Source organism: Ruegeria sp. BI11 (genome assembly GCF_056538005.1).
Genome location: NZ_JBQFSM010000003.1, coordinates 262,841 through 280,879, shown reverse-complemented (window position 1 = coordinate 280,879; position 18,039 = coordinate 262,841). Strand labels below are relative to the sequence as shown.

16 protein-coding genes are annotated in these 18,039 nt (G+C 52.0%); 6 read left to right on the top strand and 10 right to left on the bottom strand.

All coding sequences use genetic code 11. The features are described 5' to 3' along the window. Positions 1-3 precede the first annotated feature (3 nt). Both ACR0DT_RS09785 and ACR0DT_RS09780 read right to left on the bottom strand, forming a co-directional pair. Positions 4-564, bottom strand: coding sequence for a TRAP transporter small permease subunit (locus ACR0DT_RS09785; protein ID WP_480710546.1), 561 nt, complete (start codon positions 562-564; stop codon positions 4-6). Between the two features lie 73 nt (positions 565-637). Then, positions 638-1,657 (bottom strand): TRAP transporter substrate-binding protein, encoded by a 1,020-nt coding sequence (locus ACR0DT_RS09780; RefSeq protein ID WP_480710545.1) that lies wholly within the window; start codon positions 1,655-1,657, stop codon positions 638-640. 128 nt (positions 1,658-1,785) lie between these two features. Here ACR0DT_RS09780 and gntR point away from each other — a divergent pair, with 128 nt between their 5' ends. Then, positions 1,786-2,820: an HTH-type transcriptional regulator GntR gene (gene gntR, locus ACR0DT_RS09775; protein WP_480710544.1), complete on the top strand. Its 1,035-nt coding sequence runs from the start codon at positions 1,786-1,788 to the stop codon at positions 2,818-2,820. A 511-nt stretch (positions 2,821-3,331) separates the two neighbouring features. On the opposite strand, the gene ACR0DT_RS09770 is transcribed toward gntR, so the two are convergent. From ACR0DT_RS09770 to ACR0DT_RS09760, 3 genes are all read right to left on the bottom strand, one after another. Then, a complete protein-coding gene (locus ACR0DT_RS09770; protein WP_480710543.1) occupies positions 3,332-4,630 on the bottom strand; it encodes a dicarboxylate/amino acid:cation symporter in 1,299 nt (432 codons plus the stop codon). Between the two features lie 152 nt (positions 4,631-4,782). Continuing rightward, the gene (gene cuyB, locus ACR0DT_RS09765) at positions 4,783-6,216 is read right to left on the bottom strand and encodes a cysteate racemase (protein WP_480710542.1); all 1,434 of its coding nucleotides are present in this window, start codon (positions 6,214-6,216) and stop codon (positions 4,783-4,785) included. A 4-nt stretch (positions 6,217-6,220) separates the two neighbouring features. Continuing rightward, the gene (locus tag ACR0DT_RS09760) at positions 6,221-7,603 is read right to left on the bottom strand and encodes an aspartate ammonia-lyase (RefSeq protein WP_254445006.1); all 1,383 of its coding nucleotides are present in this window, start codon (positions 7,601-7,603) and stop codon (positions 6,221-6,223) included. Between the two features lie 191 nt (positions 7,604-7,794). Here ACR0DT_RS09760 and ACR0DT_RS09755 point away from each other — a divergent pair, with 191 nt between their 5' ends. Next, a complete protein-coding gene (locus ACR0DT_RS09755; RefSeq protein WP_480710541.1) occupies positions 7,795-8,688 on the top strand; it encodes a LysR family transcriptional regulator in 894 nt (297 codons plus the stop codon). 10 nt (positions 8,689-8,698) lie between these two features. On the opposite strand, the gene ACR0DT_RS09750 is transcribed toward ACR0DT_RS09755, so the two are convergent. The 4 genes from ACR0DT_RS09750 to ACR0DT_RS09735 all read right to left on the bottom strand — a co-directional run bounded on the left by ACR0DT_RS09750 (position 8,699) and on the right by ACR0DT_RS09735 (position 13,379). After that, positions 8,699-9,625, bottom strand: coding sequence for a LysR substrate-binding domain-containing protein (locus ACR0DT_RS09750; RefSeq protein ID WP_480710540.1), 927 nt, complete (start codon positions 9,623-9,625; stop codon positions 8,699-8,701). A 344-nt stretch (positions 9,626-9,969) separates the two neighbouring features. Then, the gene (locus ACR0DT_RS09745) at positions 9,970-10,596 is read right to left on the bottom strand and encodes a dioxygenase family protein (RefSeq protein ID WP_480710539.1); all 627 of its coding nucleotides are present in this window, start codon (positions 10,594-10,596) and stop codon (positions 9,970-9,972) included. 107 nt (positions 10,597-10,703) lie between these two features. Beyond that, on the bottom strand, positions 10,704-12,302 hold the full coding sequence (locus ACR0DT_RS09740) for an FAD-dependent monooxygenase (RefSeq protein WP_480710681.1): 1,599 nt from the start codon (positions 12,300-12,302) through the stop codon (positions 10,704-10,706). A 321-nt stretch (positions 12,303-12,623) separates the two neighbouring features. After that, positions 12,624-13,379, bottom strand: coding sequence for a carbonic anhydrase (locus ACR0DT_RS09735; protein WP_480710538.1), 756 nt, complete (start codon positions 13,377-13,379; stop codon positions 12,624-12,626). A 332-nt stretch (positions 13,380-13,711) separates the two neighbouring features. On the opposite strand from ACR0DT_RS09735, the gene ACR0DT_RS09730 reads away from it, so the two are divergent. From ACR0DT_RS09730 to ACR0DT_RS09715, 4 genes are all read left to right on the top strand, one after another. Next, positions 13,712-14,605: a LysR family transcriptional regulator gene (locus ACR0DT_RS09730; RefSeq protein WP_480710537.1), complete on the top strand. Its 894-nt coding sequence runs from the start codon at positions 13,712-13,714 to the stop codon at positions 14,603-14,605. A 376-nt stretch (positions 14,606-14,981) separates the two neighbouring features. Further along, entirely contained in the window at positions 14,982-15,320 is a 339-nt protein-coding gene (gene msrB, locus ACR0DT_RS09725) for a peptide-methionine (R)-S-oxide reductase MsrB (RefSeq protein WP_480710680.1), read from the top strand. 78 nt (positions 15,321-15,398) lie between these two features. Next, positions 15,399-16,472, top strand: a complete 1,074-nt coding sequence (locus tag ACR0DT_RS09720) for a DUF4331 family protein (RefSeq protein WP_480710536.1) — start codon at positions 15,399-15,401, stop codon at positions 16,470-16,472. Between the two features lie 75 nt (positions 16,473-16,547). Next, positions 16,548-17,108 (top strand): cytochrome P460 family protein, encoded by a 561-nt coding sequence (locus tag ACR0DT_RS09715; RefSeq protein ID WP_480710535.1) that lies wholly within the window; start codon positions 16,548-16,550, stop codon positions 17,106-17,108. Positions 17,109-17,328: 220 nt separating this feature from the next. Here ACR0DT_RS09715 and ACR0DT_RS09710 read toward each other — a convergent pair whose 3' ends face one another. Then, positions 17,329-17,952: a TetR/AcrR family transcriptional regulator gene (locus ACR0DT_RS09710; protein ID WP_480710534.1), complete on the bottom strand. Its 624-nt coding sequence runs from the start codon at positions 17,950-17,952 to the stop codon at positions 17,329-17,331. Positions 17,953-18,039 lie beyond the last annotated feature (87 nt).

The window sequence follows — 18,039 nt, the reverse complement described above, 5'->3', positions numbered from 1 at the left end:
GGCTTAACCGTCCCGGTTTCTGATGTAGTTGAAGGCGAGAACCGCAAATTGGACAGCAAGCAGTATGAGAACGACGAACAGAAATACTTTCACCAATCCGGCGGTGGGCGGATCCCAGGCGCTGCCGGTTGTTTCGAGTCGGAAATCGCCCGCGGGGGTCCAGACCGCCCGGACCACGCTCCGCCACGACGCCCATGCAAAGAATGCACACGCAAAACTGCAAACGAGTGAAATTACTACGTCGAAAACCCTGCGTTTCTTGGGGCTGATCAGGTCATAGATCAGCACAACCCGAATGTGCGCGTTGCGCGCAGCTACATAGAGACCACCAAAAATAAAGGAGCTTGCCGTAAGGAAAATCACCGTCTCATGCGCCCAAATCGTTGGGCTATTGAAGACGTAGCGAAGAAGTACTTCGAGAAAGAGAATTGCTGCGGACGACAGAATTGCGACTCCAAACACAATTCCCAGCGTGTTTACTGCTTTTCCGAGGAACCCCGCTTCCGGAATCGCGCCGGTTGAACCTGCCCTTTTGGGCATGTGTTCATCACTTTGACTTGCCATCTCTACCCCTCCCCCAAGACGGAAAAACGCCCCCGACAAAACCCATCGGGGACGTTATGCTCGATTTTGGTTTTTAGTTCAGCAAACCGTTCTCGTTGAGGTAGGTGGTCAGGGCTTCGTAGACCTGGGCAGAAGCTTCCGAAGAACCAGCCGCCGCCTCCCACTCGCCCTTTGCGATTGCCCGGAAGCGTGCGCGTTCCTCGGCCGACCAGTCGTGAACGGTCACACCTGACTCTGCGGCTTCAGCGACTGCAACTGCATCACGCTCAGCCAGAGTGCTGACCTGCATCCGCGCGAAGTCAGAGACGCTCTGCTCCAATGCAGCCTGTATATCTGCAGGCAGCGAGTCCCATGTGTCTTTGTTGATGCTGACTTCGACTAGCGGCATTGAGTGGAAACCTGGGTAAACAGGGTGCGTTGCGATGTCATGCATTCCCTGTTCGTGATTGGTCGAGAACACGGTGTAGTCAGCCGCGTCGATCACACCTTTGTCGAGCGATGTGAATACTTCACTGCCCGGTAGATTTACCGGGGCGGCACCGGCCGCTGCGAACACACGTTGCACCATGCCTTCTGGCGCGCGCATTTTCAAACCTGCAAGGTCATCCACGCCATTCAGTGGCACTTTGGACAAAAACGCTTCGAGGCCAGGAGTGGTGGCTCCGATGAAATGCAGACCATAAGGTTCAAGCAGACCGTTCATCAGCTCTTTGCCGCCGCCGTTCTCCATGAAGTCGAACATTTGTTCCGGGTCTGACCAGGCGCCAACCGGGTTGGCGATAAGGCCGAACGCTGGCTCTTTACCTGCAAAGTATGATGTGTCGGTGAAGTGGCCATCCAGAATTCCACCCGCTACGGCGTCTTGGGTTTCGGTGTGCGCGACGATTGTGCCAACGGGAAGAAGCTCGATGGCGACCTTTCCACCCGTCCGTTCACTTACATCTTCCGCCCAGGACTGTTGAAGAATGAAGTTCGCATTCCCCGCCGGGTCCGAAGACTGGAAGCGGAAGTTGTAATCCTGAGCTGCGGCCGCTCCGGCCAAAGCTACGCCGATCACCGTCAGTGCGGTGAGTTTTGAAATGTGACTACGCATGTTTCCTCCCAAAGATGGTCTCAGCGTTTAGATTCGACCGTATAATGATTGCGCAACCATTTCGTAATGATTGCGCAATCATTTGTCAACTATTGCAGAGTCTGCATTTTGTGGTAGATACTTAATTCATGAGAAAAACAAAGGAAAAGAGCAGTATTACTCTCATCGATGTTGCCAATGCAGCGGGTGTCAGCGCAATCACTGTATCGCGTGTTTTGCGAACGCCTCATGTCGTGTCAGCAAGGTCGCGTCAAAAGGTTGAGGCCGCAGTCGACAAACTGGGATATGTCCCTGACGCCGCGGCTTCAGCGCTCGCCTCCAATCGCACTGACATTATCGGCCTATTGATCCCGTCGTTAACAAACAGCGTGTTTTCAGATGTCATTCGAGGGATTTACGACGAAGTTGAGGATAAACCCTATTCCATCCAGATCGGTAACTTCCGCTATCGGCCTCTTACTGAAGAAGAGCTGATAAGAAGGTTTTTGCGTCAAAAGCCAGCGGGGTTAATCGTCTCCGGATTGGACCAGACCAAGGTGTCCAAAGACCTGTTACTTGGTGCGAGCTGTCCTGTTGTCCAGATCATGGATTTCGACAAAAACGCTGCGGGCAACATGATAGGATTTTCTCACTTTCAGGCGGGTGCGGCAGCTGCGCGGCATTTGCGGGACCGGGGTTATGATCGAATTGGCTTTTTGGGCGCACGAATGGACCCGAGAACGCAACGGCGCCTCGCAGGTTTTGAGAAGGAACTGAGTAAAAACGCCAGTCTCTTTTCATCAGATCGAGTAGTTGTCACGTCCGCGTCGTCATCCGTAACTTTGGGCACAGAGCTGTTGAGCGAACTTCTTGCGCGCGCGCCGGATTCGGACGCCATTTTTTGCAATAATGATGACCTTGCAATTGGCGCTTTATTGGAGGCGCAGCGACGCGGCATCCGAATACCGGAAGACTTGGGCATCTGCGGTTTCAATGACCTGGAAATGAGTAAGCACCTGAGTCCGAGCCTAACTTCAATTTCAACGCCCCGTTATGAAATCGGACGCAAAGCTGTCAGTACGATTGTTGAAGCGTTGGACGCTGAAACAATCGAGTTGAATTCGCAAGTTGACCTCGGTTTTGAGGTGGTTTCGCGTGGCTCTACAAACAGAGAGCTTTTTTAAGGGCTATTTCATGCATGTAACACAATCGTATCACCAGTGATGCGGCCAACAGTGTTTTGTGGTGGCCTTTTGGCTTTAGCTGCGGAAGCGAATAGTTGGTTCAGCGACAGTGCACCGCGGCGCAACCTGGTGCGACCAAAGGCAGTTATGAGTCTAAAATCAGCCAATGCCGGCTTTCAAGCGGTCAACCGAAAATTGTGTTTGTTGCAGCTTTTGTCAGTTTTGGGCTCGGAGTAGCCATTCTCCGCAGCAGGTATAATTGGCAGGTGGCAGCCCAAACCAGACATTCAAATCCGAGCTTTGCAAAACCGATGAAGCAGACAAACCCGTTTTCTGATACGCCATCTTGAATGTCCAGAACGACATAAATGTTCAATGGAGAATTAAGTCTGGCCTTGGTTTCGATTGCATTTGCAGAGGCAACGCTGATTAAGAAGCTCTCTTCGTGGACTATCTACAAGCAAATGACAGCCGCCCCAATTTGGGGCGGCTGAATACAGGTGTTGACGATCTATGCTTTTGACAGATCCGGAGCCTCCAACACGTGGGGCGTGTTATAGGCATCCAAATCAAGTTGGTCCTCTGACTTGGCAATAAGAACAGTACAGGCCGCGTCACCGGTGACATTGAGAGCTGTCCGCGCCATATCTAGGATGCGGTCGATACCAGCGACAATCGCGACTCCTTCCAGCGGCAAGCCGACTGAAGTAAGGACAAGCGACAGCATGACCAAGCCAGCGCCAGGAACGCCTGCGGTGCCAATTGAGGCCAGCGTCGAAGTCAGAATGATCGTTACATATTCCGACATTCCCAGCTCAACACCAAAGGCCTGTGCAACAAAGAGGGCCGCGACACCTTGATACATTGCCGTACCATCCATGTTGATCGTCGCTCCAAGAGGCAGTGTGAAGCTGGCAACAGAGCGGTTCACGCCGAGGTTCTTTTGAACGGCCGTCATCGTGACCGGCAGCGTGCCGGACGAGGACGTGCTGGTGAAGGCTACGATCTGTGGCTCTACAATCCCTTGGAAAAAGCGCACCGGATTCAAGCGAGCCAAGAATGTCACCAGGCCGCCGTAAACGAACAACGCATGCAGAATGCAGCCAATATAAAGTGCAGCGATGATTGTTCCGAGCGGCAGAAGGAGATCCAGCCCGTAAGTACCGGCAACCCAGGCCATCAGCGCAAACACACCGTAAGGCGCGAAAGAGATGACAATTTCAGTGAGCTTCAGGATTACGGAATTCAAAGCCTCGAAGAAGTCACGGATTGGTTTTCCTGCATCGCCCACAAGATTGATTGAGAGCCCAAACATTATCGCGAAGAAGATGATCTGGAGCACTTTACCATCAGCGGCTGCGGCAATCGGGTTTTTCGGCACAATCGCAATAAGCTGATCGATGAACGGCGGTGCAGTTTTTGCCTCCATCGCTTCAGCGGCACCAAGGTCAATCCCAACACCGGGCTGAAACAGGTTTCCAAGAGCCAAACCGATAGCGATAGCGAACGCTGTCGTGCACAGGTAAAAGACAACGGATTTCAAGCCGATCCGCCCCATACGAGCCATATCGCTTACAGAAGTCATACCGCAGACTAACGACACAAAAATCAACGGCACGATGAGCATTTTGATCAAGGAAAGGAACAACGTTCCGATGTGCTTGATCGTTCCCGCAAAAGCTTCGTTTCCAGTGATATTCAGTGTGACGCCAACGACGATCCCAAGAACGAGAGCAATAACAATTTGCTTCCATAGAAGCATGTTTCTCCAGGGTGCGAGAAACCCTGTTTTGCGTGTTGCGGAATTCATGATTACCTCCCTTTCCACAGGCCGCCAGCATCACAAGCTGGCGGCCATTGCAGCTTTTCTAGCACTCCGGTGGATGCGGAGGTGCCGCAAACAGGGAAAGGGCATTGCAAGTTTTGCAATGCCCTTTCCTTAACATCAGTCGTTATTAAAACTCATGAGCGCGCAAGTTGCACACACTTGCGAGCCAACACATCGGTCGGGTCAATCGGTACAGCACCAAGACCTTCGTCGTGCTCATCTACAATGAGAGGGAGTTCAGTACAGCCGAGGATAACTGCCTCTGCACCGTTTTCGACCAAGTACTTAAATGCCTGCGCAATCTGCTCTTTACAGAGCCCCTCCGTAAATCCGGCTTTCACTCCCTTTGAGCCATAGATAGCTTCCATGACCAAAACCTGATGAAACCCATCCGGTATGACATAATCCAACCCTGCGTTCTTGAGAGCTTGCTGATATAGCCCACTCTGGACTGTGCCATTCGTCGCCAAAATTCCGACGCGGCGAACCTCTGGTGAGTTTTTGGTGATATGATCCGTCGTCGCCGACAATATGCTCACAATCGGAATGTCCAGATGGCGCTGAATACGATCAACATATGCGTGCGCTGTATTACAGGGGATCGCAATCATATCTGCGCCGCCTCGCTCCAGTTTCTTGCTTGTTGAATAAAGTGCAACGGTGGGGTCTGTCCCGTCGTTTACCAGGTTTTCAGTGCGATCAGGAATCTGTGGGTTTTGTTCGACAAGAATCTTGATGTGATCCTGATCACGATTTACTTGAGTAGCTCCAACAAGCTTGCTCATGAAATCCACCGTCGCGGCAGGCCCAACCCCGCCGACGACGCCGACTTTGAATTTTCGATGACGGGCCACTTCGGTAGCTTTCAAGGCATGCTCAGCGTAGGCAGAAGCGGAATCGATAGGGGTCATCCTTGCTGGAACTTCGAGCCTATCAAACAACAAAGCGAGCTCAGTCATGCCAGGCACGAACACCGTTGCACCTGCACTGGACATATAGTCGAGAGCTGAACTAATCGGAGCAAAGATATCTCCTGCGCGATTTCCTGACTTGAAACCGTTTTCTCCGTAGATGGCATGCATGACTGCTAATTCCATCTCGTCCGTCGGATAGACGACATCTATGTCTTTGCCGAAAAGACCATCAAAAAGCCTGCTTCTACGCACAAATGGTGTCGTTAGAACGCCAATTTTTGAGGGTTTCTCTGGAAGCGCTTCAACACGATCTTTGATTGCCTCGGTCATGCTGATCAGCTTCAGGTCAAGCTCGTCTTCCAGCTCTTGCAAAAAGCAATGGGTGATGAAGCACGGAAGCAAGGCTGCGTCGCATCCTTCCCGCTCCATTCGTGACAGAGTATCGAAAACGTATAGCTTACGGTGTGTAGGATTGTAGTTGAGCTCCATAGGCGTGATTGGTTCACGCATGGGTTTCTGCTCAAATATCAGCTCTCTATGATCCTCCTCAGATTTGACCGGAGTGGCTTCTACAATTCGATAGAGCAGATCAGCACCTGAAAGAGCGCCCAGACCGCCCACAATTCCCAAGCGAAGTGTTTTAGCCGGTGTCATTGCTTCAGCCTCCGACGTTGTTAAAGCCCATGTGCTCAATGGCTTTTTGTGCTTGTTCTGCTTGAAGCGCAGGTTCTGCCGCGGCCTGTAAACTAAGCCCGTGAGCTTGCGCGTACTTGGCGAGTTTCGTCGCCGCTTCATAGCCTATAACCGGTGCGAGCGCCGTTACATGGACAAGACTGTTTTCCAACAATGCTTGGCATCGCGCCTCATCGGCAATAATGCCCTTAATGCAACGATCAGATAGAACATTCATGGCATTGGTAAGTGATCCCATTGTCTCCAGCACCTTGTGAATAATGACCGGTTCCATTGCATTGAGCTGAAACTGTCCGGCTTCAGCCGCCATTGTCACCGTCAAATCGTTCCCAATTGCCTGAAAACAAACCTGGTTAACTACTTCCGGAATGACCGGGTTGACCTTGCCGGGCATGATGGACGATCCGGCCTGAACTGCTGGTAGAACAATTTCACCAATTCCCGCCCTTGGGCCTGAAGACATCAGACGGAGATCGTTACAGATTTTCGAAAGCTTTATGCCAACCCTTTTCAACGTACCGGAAAACATCACAAAGGCCCCAAGATCAGACGAAGCTTCAATAAGGTCTTTGGCCAGCGAAAGCGGCTCACCAGTGATATCCCGGAGGTGGGAAACGGCAGTTTCTCCAAACTTCGCAGGCGCGTTGATGCGCGTTCCTATCGCCGTCCCCCCCAAGTTGACCTCGGTAAGTAACCGCGACAGATCGCTTAGACGGTCAACATCTTCATTGATTGTGGTCGCGTATCCCCGAAATTCGGAGCCAAGAGACATCGGAACCGCATCCTGTAGTTGAGTACGACCCACCTTCATAATGTGATCGAACTCAGTGGCCTTGTTGTTAAGCGATTTGCTCAAGTTGTACATTGCCTCGATAAGAGGACCTATACGAGCCAACACGGCCAATCTTATTGCCGTCGGATACACATCGTTGGTCGATTGGGATCTGTTCACATGATCATTCGGATGCAGAAGATCATACTCTCCAATATTAGCTTTGAGTTTCTTCAGGCCCAGATTTGCAATGACTTCATTGGCATTCATGTTTGTTGATGTGCCAGCACCCCCCTGCATGACATCAACGATGAATTGCTCGTGATGCTGACCATCCATAATCTCGTCACAAACTGCTGAAATAACTCCCGCTTTTTCATCAGATAGGCCGCCAAGATCGCGATTTGCCAACGCACAGGCTTTTTTCACCGAGGCCAGACCAACAACAAGCTCATGGTAATGGCTGATTGCGACACCTGTGATTGGAAAGTTCTCGCGAGCGCGTTGGGTTTGACTTCCCCACGCCGCATCTTGAGGAATTTCAACAGTTCCGAGGCTATCCGTTTCGGTTCTCATGCAGGTCATTCTTCGTCATCCTCTCAGTATTGAACGTCCACGCACACAGCGAATGGGTGTTTGGAATTCAACTTGGCTGAACCGAGAGCTAATCCGGCATGTCTTGCAGCGCCATGACTACCGGTGCATGGGCATTGCAATATTCGCAACGCATCGAAATACTTAGGTCAGTCGGGAGAAGGAGCACCCAAATGGAGATAGATTGGCTGGAAGATTTTCTTGCCCTATCTACAGCCGGAGTATTTGCGCGGGCCGCTGATGCGAGAAACATCAGTCAATCTGCTTTCACGCGACGCATCAAGAATCTGGAGCATTGGGCAGGCACCCCATTGTTTGACAGGAGCGTCCATCCGGTCGAACTTACCGCAGCGGGAAAGGCGTTTAAGCAAACAGCGGTCGATACAATAAATGCACTCAAGCTGAGTAAAGACGACATTAGAAGTCTGTCTCGCCGCGAGGCTGATACACTGGACTTTGTCGCGCTCCACACACTTGCAATTTCCTTCTTCCCATCCTGGCTAAATCAAATAGTTGAGTATCTCGGCCCGATAAAATCAAGGTTGGTTGCTGAAAACTACTCTGGCTGCGCCGAAGCCATTCTGAACGGCAGCGCAGACTTCATGCTTTGCTACTACCACCCGGCTGTTCCAACCATATCAGACGAAAGCCGCTATCCCTCCGCGACGATTGCCAAGGATAAGATCATCGCTGTCAGCGCCGCGAATGCTGAAGGGAAAGCGTTGTTTGAACTGAAAGAAACAGAAACAGCGCCTTACTTGTCATACCCGCCTGATACATTTCTTGGGCGGATATCCCAAGTTTGCATTGAACGCGGAAACCTAAAGAACGCTCTGACGCCAATATACGAAAACTCAGTAGCTGAGGCGTTAAAATCCGCCTGCTTCGAAAGGCATGGAGTAACTTTCCTTCCAGCAGGCGCTGTCAAGCAGGAGCTGTCTGAGGGCAAACTTGTCCAGGTTAGTGAGCCAGACTTTGAAGTTGACATTTATATTAAGCTTTATCGTTCAATAGAACGGACGAGGCCGCAACTCGAAAGACTCTGGAAGCTGGCTGAAAGACAATAGACAAACCATCTCAGGCAATTTCTCTCGCCCGGTTGGGCGTTTCGTCAATACTCTGCGCAAACATCCAAAAACGTTCGACAGAAGGCCTGCTTTTTCCCATGTTTCGAAAGAGCTTGATCGACATTTTATGCTCAGACCTAGTGTCACTGATGCGAACGAGTTGTCCGTCCTCAAGCTCTTTACGGATCGCCAATTCCGGCAGCCAGGCAATCCCAAGCCCTTCGAGACAGGCAGCTTTCTGTGCCTCCGCGACCGAGTTCTCGCTACGCGGGTCAAGTCTTTCGGCAAAACCGGATTTCTCAATCACCGTTTGGCTCAATCGCCCAAGGAAACTTTCCTGGGAATACGTTAACAAAGGCAGCTTACTCTCTTGGCCAAAATGAAATAGCGGGCAACCATTCGTATCCGCAGGTGATACCGCGACGAGGCAATCATCGGAAACCTTGATTGAAGGATGCCAGGCATCCTTGGCCAATGCTGCCATTGATGGATGATCGTAGCAAAACATGAAGTCGACATTTCCGGCTGTCAGCGCCTCAACGCAATCTGAGAAATTGTCGACCATAAACCTGGTTTTTACTGGACCAATCGAATTGATAACCCTCTTGAGCCAACTCGGAACAAAAGAGATCGAAAGCGTGTGTAAAACCGAAAATCTCAACAGTTCTTCCTTGCCGCTTGAGAGACGCGCAAGGTCTTCTCTGGCCAAACGAAGATTGTTGATAGTTTCACAAGCCGTTGGCCTGAATGCTCTACCAGCCGCCGTGAGTTCGACCGGATGGACGCTTCTGTTAAATAGAGGCGTGCCAACCCAATGCTCCAGACTTTTGATACGTCGTGTAAACGCAGATTGACTGATATTCCGAGTGTGCGCCGCCTTCGCGAAGACCCCTGCTGACGATAGTGCCAAAAAATCTTCCAACCAATCAATTTCCATAATTTTGCTCCCTGGGACGCACACATAAGCGTAGAGGCCCAAGTGATCAGATGGCGTTGCAATCTTTGCAATAGGCTTGCGAAATTCACCGACCCGGCAGCGTTGCGCCTTCCTGTGACCCTTTGCAAACGCCTTTGCCATTGGCCCAAACGCTACGCTGATTGAAACCAAATTTGGGTGAACACAATACGAATTGCAGCCGTTTTGATCTACGCGCGGCATATGAAAGTTTTGGGCTCGGTGTCGCCGTTCCCAGCTTTTCCCATCAGTGACTGCTGGCAGCCCGAACCGGACATTCAAAACCGAACTTTGCAATGCCAACTATGCGGACTAATGCTTCATCACTAGACGACAACATTGACGGTCGCTTCAAGTCCAGTCGCACCCTGTGCAAATTCCAAAGACACTGAGTTGGCCTCAACCTTGGACATACGGTTGAACAACGCATCGCGGGCGTTGTTCGGGTGGCCTTTTATATAAAACTGTGTCGTCAACAACTCTCGGCTGCCATCAAACACCTTTACGTGAATATGGGGTGTGCGTCCGGGGTAGATTGTCGGCTTAATTGTGCGGAAAACGTAGTTCCCACCATTGTCAGTTACGTCATGACCAAAGCCCTGGAAGGCCTGATCAAAGTTGACACCGCGACGGTCGCGTGGGTGCATATAGTTGCCGTCCATGTCGCATTGCCAGATTTCGATGCGATGTCTGGAAAGGGGTTGTCCATTGGTGCCCGTGAGCGTCCCACGCAGTGTAAAGACTTCGCCACCGGCATCTTCAACACGTCCTCTGATCTTAACTAGGTCATTATCTATATCGGGCGTCCGCATGGCTGGCGTTGGATAATACGGCCCTTCTGCTGCGCTTGGTGTGAGCACAGCCGCAGCGGCCCTTGCATCCAGCGAACTGACGCCCACTAGTCCTGCAATGCCACCTAGAAGGTTACGGCGGGACTTACTATTTGGTTTCATAGCTTGCCCTTTCCTGCACGGAACAACCCCATACAATCATCAAAATTACACATCATGTAGCGCACGTCACGCCGATGTCTGCCTTGCGGGACAAAACTGTCACTAGTTCAAAGAGCCACGCCGATGTTTTGGAGATATGACAGGACTTTCTGCAAATCAGGGTATGCTGACCGATAACCAAGATGCCCGTCGGGGCGTATCACACAGAGCACCTTTCCCTCGCCCCCAAACCTTGCGTGCAACTGACCACCGCTGTCCAACAACGTTGATTTATCGAGGGTTTTGGCTGACGCGCGCAACGAAACCAAATGAGTCATAGTCTGATCCGGATCTGCGCCTGCATGAACGGCACGCAGCAACTCTGATCCCCACTCAAAGTCGCTTTCAGTGGCTTTACCCAATGTGAGGAAGACATGTGCGCTGGTTCCGGCAATGAGGGCATGAAGGTTAAAGTGCTTGCCTTTGTATTTCAGGCTCCGGGCGTCGCCGACCCGCGCGCCAATGGCCGTCGCCGGGGGCGAGGCAGACGTCGCTGCCTCCTCCTCGATGACAACCGCGCTTTTGTTATAAGCGAAGGTGATTTCCGATTCAGAAAGAGCCGCAAAACTCTGACCCTCTTTCGTAGAAAGGAACTCAATCAGGCTCCTGCGTGCCGCATCAGCGTTGGGCACCATGCGCTCATAAGCTTCCTCTCCAGAATGTACAATGCTTTGATCGACAACCCGACGTTCCAATTCATAGGACGCGATCAGTTCATCGCTTGCCGTGCCGGCGGTCATCGCCGACAACTTCCAGCCCAGATTATACGCATCTTGGATACCTGCATTCATTCCGTGGCCTTCAATCGGATTTGACGCATGGGCAGCGTCTCCAGCAAGAAACACACGGCCCATACGGAAGTGGCGGGCCAAACGCGAATGGGATCGAAAAAACTGCGGATCTTCAGTGTTGACCAACCTCACGCCGGGTGAAACGACAGCCAACCGCTCTTCAGCTTCCAACAACGCGCTAACATCTGCCTTCTTGGGGCGAAAGTAGACGCGCCAGCGCTGTTTGCCGAGCGGAAATGGGATCACATTGGGTGGTTCGAGCTGGGCAGAAACCAAGCTTCGTGAATGTTTCCAGCGTTCCAGTTCCGTGTCTACGACACCCCAGAGCTGAGGGTAGTCATGGCCGTCAAATCGGTCGCCAATAGCTCCCCGGACTGCACTGTGGTAGCCGTCCGTACCCACCACCCAGGAAACTTCCAGTTTGTTTTCGCTTTGATCCTGCCTGCGCAGAGTCACTAGACAGTGAGTGCCGAGGTCTTCCAGGCCAGTGAATTCCACGCCACGCTCTATAGACCCGCCGAGGACAATCAGTTGTTCTGTGAGCAGTTCCACCGTGATGTTCTCGGGGATGGAAAGAATGTTGGGGAAAGGGCTGTCGAGCTCGGCGAAACGGTAGTTGGCAACCTGTTCCGAGCCGAGAAAGAGGTTGACGCCCTCCACCAATTCGCCACACGACAGGAAGCGCTCCGCAATTCCTAGGTCTGACAGGATCTCCAGACTACGGGACTTGATGAAAATCGCCGCACTCCGGACATTCGGTTTCTGTAAGTGGTCAACGATGCGGAAGGGTACGTTACGCCGTGCAAGTTCGATGGCCAAGACTAACCCCGTCGGCCCGGCCCCGACGATGAGTATAGGTCGGTTCGAGGCAGTCACGTTTTCATACCAATCCAATGCCTCTGCATTTCAAACTCCATCCTACTTGAGTCACGCGATTTGGCTGGCAAAAGAAGTTGTCGTTTAACATTGATGATACCTAAATCCCTTTAACCGAGAACGGCATTCATTCGGGTGGGAGGGTGACTCGATGACTGGCTTAAATCAACACTACTTCCACACCGCTCCGCTGCCGTTCTCCGCGATGAGCATGTTTAATCACTCGCAGCCCAAACCGGACATTCAATCCAAGACTTTGCAATTCCGGCTTAGCGGGACGAAGCGGCCATTCGTTCCGTCCATGCCAGTGACCACCTTGGTTTAGTCAGTAGCGAGAATATACCTGCGCCCTATTTCCTGAACGGGGCGCACATTGGAAGGAAATGTTGAGCGCAACTCTTGGAGCTGCTTCGCCGACAACGTAACCGTGTCGCTTACAACGTGCCATGTGATTATTTCAAAGCATCCCGGCGTGGTCAAAGAGCCCTTGTATCTATAACCAGCAGGGTGGCCGGGTATCAGATTTCCCGGAGACATCACAATTTCTGGTTTCACGAATTGCCCCTTGGCTGGGACGTGGTCTAGCAAGCTGTCCACTTCAACATTCGCCGCGCCGGTCTCTACCAGCACTGCAATTACGAGCAAATCGCCTTCGTCGGATTGGTGCACGAAATGGATTTCCGCATCCGCCTGCTTGCTGTCGATATGGTGCTCAGAGCCGTGGTGGAAATGGAATTGGACAAATTGGTACTTCCGATTTCCAATGGCGGCGCTACCAGCTTGGCCTTGAGTGCTGACTTCCAGAGAATGCCCGCTATTCATGATCGCTGGTGCGAACGCTTGCCAGTGCAGAACCAATGCTGGCGGCTCAGCCTTGACGGTCATTGATGTCTTGATATCGATTGGCGATTGTTCGTGACCCTCAGAGCAAATACTCAGCGCCGGGCTTAATTCTCCCCAATGTTCAGGGCCAGTGTCGCCAACGTAGCCCCAGTTAGCTTCTTCCGCATTTGCGTGCTGTGATGACGAAAGCATGAAGATCACACCCAACAAGAACGCCATGGAGTGCCGTACCATCGGTTTTTCTCCTGCTTATTCTTTCGCTTTACTTTCAACTGTTTGTTGTGAGCATCTGACAGATCTGCCGCTGCCCACTGCGACGTGCCTAGGTGTTTCAGAGGAAGATTAGTTTTTTGGCAAACCGATTTGAAATAGCGATTTGATCGAAGACGATAGGCTCCGCTTATCGTGCGCGAATAAATCTCCCAAGGGGAGCTCTGAATTTTGCCTGCAAGCGAATATCGGGAGACTTGACGCAAAGGAGATGGGCCCGCCCCATCGTAGCGGTGTCTTGCCATCGAATGGCTTCTGCGTGACATTTGAAGGCCAAACGGGGGAGTTCAGACATCATGGATTTCAATCAAATACGATACTTTCTAGCACTCGCTGATACGCTGAACTTTACGCGAGCGGCCGAGCAATGCTTTGTGTCACAACCGGCGTTGACGCAGGCCATCAAACGTTTGGAAACCGAGCTTGGTGGGGAGTTGATCCACCGAGATGGTCGCGAGAATGAACTGACCGAGCTTGGCAGATCATTACGGGCGCATTTTGAACAGATTGACCGAACCCGGCATATGGTTCGGGCAACTGCCAAGGCAGTGAATGCAGGAGAAATCGCTGAGCTTAATATAGGACTGATGTGTACAGTTGGTCCTGGTGTGCTCGCCCCAATGTTGGATGAGTTTCGCGTCACATATCCGATGGTCTCCATTTTGCTGCATGACGTTGCACCCGCCTCCATCCCCGATTTGTTGTTGTCCGGCGCTCTGGATGGGGCCTTTTGCGCCCGACATGGCCCTCCCCATCCGCAATTGGACTATGTTGAGTTGTTCGAGGAGCCTATGGTCATTGCGTTTCCGTCCGATCATCCGTTTTCCGAACTTGACACAGTGCCTTTGCGTGACATTGCCAAGCAGCAATATGTCGAGCGGCTTCACTGTGAATTCCGCGAAGAAGTTCTGGAATATTACCGGGAACTTGACCTTGAGCTTGAAGTTGCTTTCAGAAGTCAACGAGAGGATTGGATACAGGGACTGGTCAGGGATGGCGTTGGGGTCTGCTGCATTCCCCGATATTCTCTATTGCGTCCCGAGCTAGAGCATCGACCAATTGTCGAACCGACGCTGTCAAGAAAGGTCTCCTTCGCCACTGTAGGACAATCGACACCATCGCCCGCTCTGAAGGCGCTTGCGGAACTTGCAGAGGCGCATGAATGGCCGGAGTATCAGCCAGCCGGTTGACACACGACGGCAAATAGTTTGCCCCAAGACCCTCCTATTAACTCACCACGCATGCGTATGCGTGACCATAAGCGTTGCCTATCGTCGTCGATCAACTCGATATTTCCGTTCAAAATAGCCTCGGCATACGATCTGCCCAACCACAGACGCTTGCGTCTGTTTAAGGCGTAAGGAGGATCGTAATACACATCTGCTAATGGGTGGCCGAAACCGATGCGAAAGTCGCAGAAAATGCAACTATCGTTGACTTGTAGCGAGACGCTTCGGTCAGGTTTCTGCTTTTAGACTAATTCCCATCTTGCGATCCAAAACGGCGACGTGTTCGCAGGTTTGAGGCGTGCCTAGATCGACAAATGCAGGAGGGAGACCGTTGCCGGTGGAGGAAACAGAAGCGGCATTCGAAAACGAATTTTGGGATCACTGGGAAGTTGGCATCTATGTCGAAGCCACCAGCGGGGAACCTTTGTTCGCTTCAAACGACAAATACGATGCCGGAAACGGATGGCCAAGCTTCTTAAGACCGATAGCGGAAGAAAAAATCGAGGAAATCAACGAACGCGAACATGGTGCGATACGTATCCTGCTGCGTTCCAAAGCAACAAACCGGCACATCGGGTATCTGCTCCTGGACGGGCCGGAACCCACCGGGCTGATCTACTGCATTAAGTCTTCAGCCATTCGCTTCGTGCCAATTGACGAGCTGCCCCAGTCATAAAGCTGCGCCCAGAAACTCATACGCGGCATGGGGGTATGCCAGGCTTCAAAATCTTCAAAATCACACGGGAGAACCAAAATGAAACATGTATCCAGGTCTGCTTATCTGACTTTTTCAACAGCATCTCTGGCGGTGGTTAGCGTTACTGGAATGGCGTTGGCATCAGGACACTTTATCTCGGGATTACAGGGGCAATACCCGGAATATGACCTCAACGACACCTATGTCTTTCAATCCAGCAATGATGGCTACACCACCATCATTTCCTCAGCAAACCCAAGCACGCCAGGTTCAGCGGACTCTCCTGCTGGTGTCACGTTCGGCAATGAGGGCATCTACAATATCCATATTGCGCAGGATGACGGCTTTGAAACCGGCATGACATTTGCATTTACTTTCGACGGCGCCAGTATCGAAGCTCACAAGATCGGCTCCCCTAATGCAGAGCTTGGCGAAACGGGAGAAACTCTGGGCGGAGGGAACGTCGGCGATTTACTAACGCTGCCTGGTGACATTCGGGTCTGGGCCGGGCGCGGTGAAGAACCGTTCTTTGGCAATGGCATTGGTTTGGCCAAGTTCAACGCCGCTAAGCAGGGCGGAACGTTTTCGCCGGAACTCTTTCAAGAAGACGGAGATTTGTTCCTGGGTGCAACTTCCAGCTTTATTGTCATTGATATCCCGAACTCAATGCTGAGCGACGAGATCAAGGTTTTCACGACAACGGCAGTACCGCACAAGGGCGAATGGAGCCAGGTTGATCGGCATGCCAACGTGCTGTTCCCGTACGTATTCTTGTCCGACACGCCAGCGGTCCAGGAAGATCATGAGCAACACCGACCAGATCTTGACGTGGAAGAACGCCGCCAAGCAATCGTAAACAATGTGTTTTGGGCGGTTTCTGCATCCAAAGCAGATGTTGGCAACGGCGTGGACTACGCGGGGAAAGTCGCGGAAATGGTCATGCCGGACGTGATCACCTATCGCCCGGGTTCAGAGGCCAGTTACGCCGTCGACGATCTGAACGGACGCGCGCTGCAAGATGATGCGATGAACACTGTGTTGCAGCTTATGATGGGTGTGCCCGTCGATGACAACGCCGATGACAGCCACCGCTACACGGCTGAGTTCCCCTATATCCTGCCCACAAACTAACTCCAACCTCGCTCACATACGCTCCCGGCCGCTGACCATCGTGGCCGGGTTAGCCACCTAAGCCGGAGAATTGTTATGAAAAAGCTTGTTGCTGGCGCAGCCGCTCTGACCTGCATTGGTGTTGTATCAATGGCCGAAGAGTCGATCCAATTACCAGTATCCTTCAATGCTGATGGGACCGTAAACCGGCCTTTGAATCACAGACAATGGGTAAATGTTGGTACGACCCTGATACCGCAGGGTGAAATTAACATTATCGACGACCTTCCGATACCAACCAGCGAATACATCGACACCTATGTCGAACCTATGGCATTCGCCATATACATGGCCTCCGGAACCTGGCCCAATGGCACTCAGATCGTAAAAGAGTTTACGGCCACAAAGCCAGCCGACGCTGGCGAAGTGTTGACAGAGAGCCACTACAACGGGTTGGCCATGTTGGTGAAAGACGTCCAACGGTTTCCTGCGGAAACGGGCCACCTTGGATACTTTAACTTTGGCCATCATTCTGAGCCCTACGAGACTACGTCACAGGCTCTGCCCCGCGAGCAGTGCTCGGCGTGTCACGAGGCGTTGGCGAGCGAGCAACAGTACATTTTCGCTGACCATCACATTGGATTGACACGAAACTAAAAATAACCGGATTACTAATCGCTTGCGGGAAGCCAAGAAGGATTGAAGGCGGACGCTGCGGCTGCTCGAATGTCGGCTGCACGCAAGCGCAACGGCCCTTATCCAAACCACTCACAAAAAGCGGATGTTTAGTACGCGGTGATAACGGAATAGCGACACGACGCCTTAAGAGCACTCTCGACTGTGCACATTCCGGTCGCGCGACAACCGGCGTTTCCTGTCAGTATTGTGACTGCAACCCCAGCAGGAAAGCGGAAACCATGTCGGCTATCTCGGCTTGCCTTTCCTCGTCCACTTCCTTTCCGTTCAGCCATGTGACGCTTAGAAAAACCAAGATCATTGAGCGGCGCGCTATTGCAATCTGACCCAGTTTTTTTCGCCCGAGCTCACCCAGTCCGAGATGGCGGCTGATCAGCTCGGCTTCGATGTCCAGCCCTTGTACAATTATTCCTTCATTTTCATCAAAGGCATCGCGGGTGGGGTCGTGGGCTTTTGCGAAGTCGTCCAATGAAAGGCTAACGATTCCCTTTCTAGCGGACAAAAAGCGAGTCGTTCGCCTGTTGAGTTCCCGAATTGCTGCTTCTCCGTCCAGTTCCCCGGGCAGCTTTAACAACTGGTGTTCCTCAGCGAGAGATTCACCAATAAGCGCCGTCAATATGGCGCCCAGACCCTTGAAGTGCTTGTAGATGGAGGCAGGTTCAATGCCGACAATCCGAGCGATTTCTCTTATTTTCAAACCGGATGCGCCCCTTTCCCCGGCCAGTTTCTCGGCTGCGGCAAGAATGGCGTCGCGCGTCGCGAACCCCTCGTATTCCCGGGCAATGTCTTTTGGCCGTCCCACCATGGCTTGGCGTCTTCTCCTGTATTTTGAGGACTCTATTGACTTCTTTGCTAACGCTGTTAGCTAAGGCGAACAACGTTAGCTTTGAGG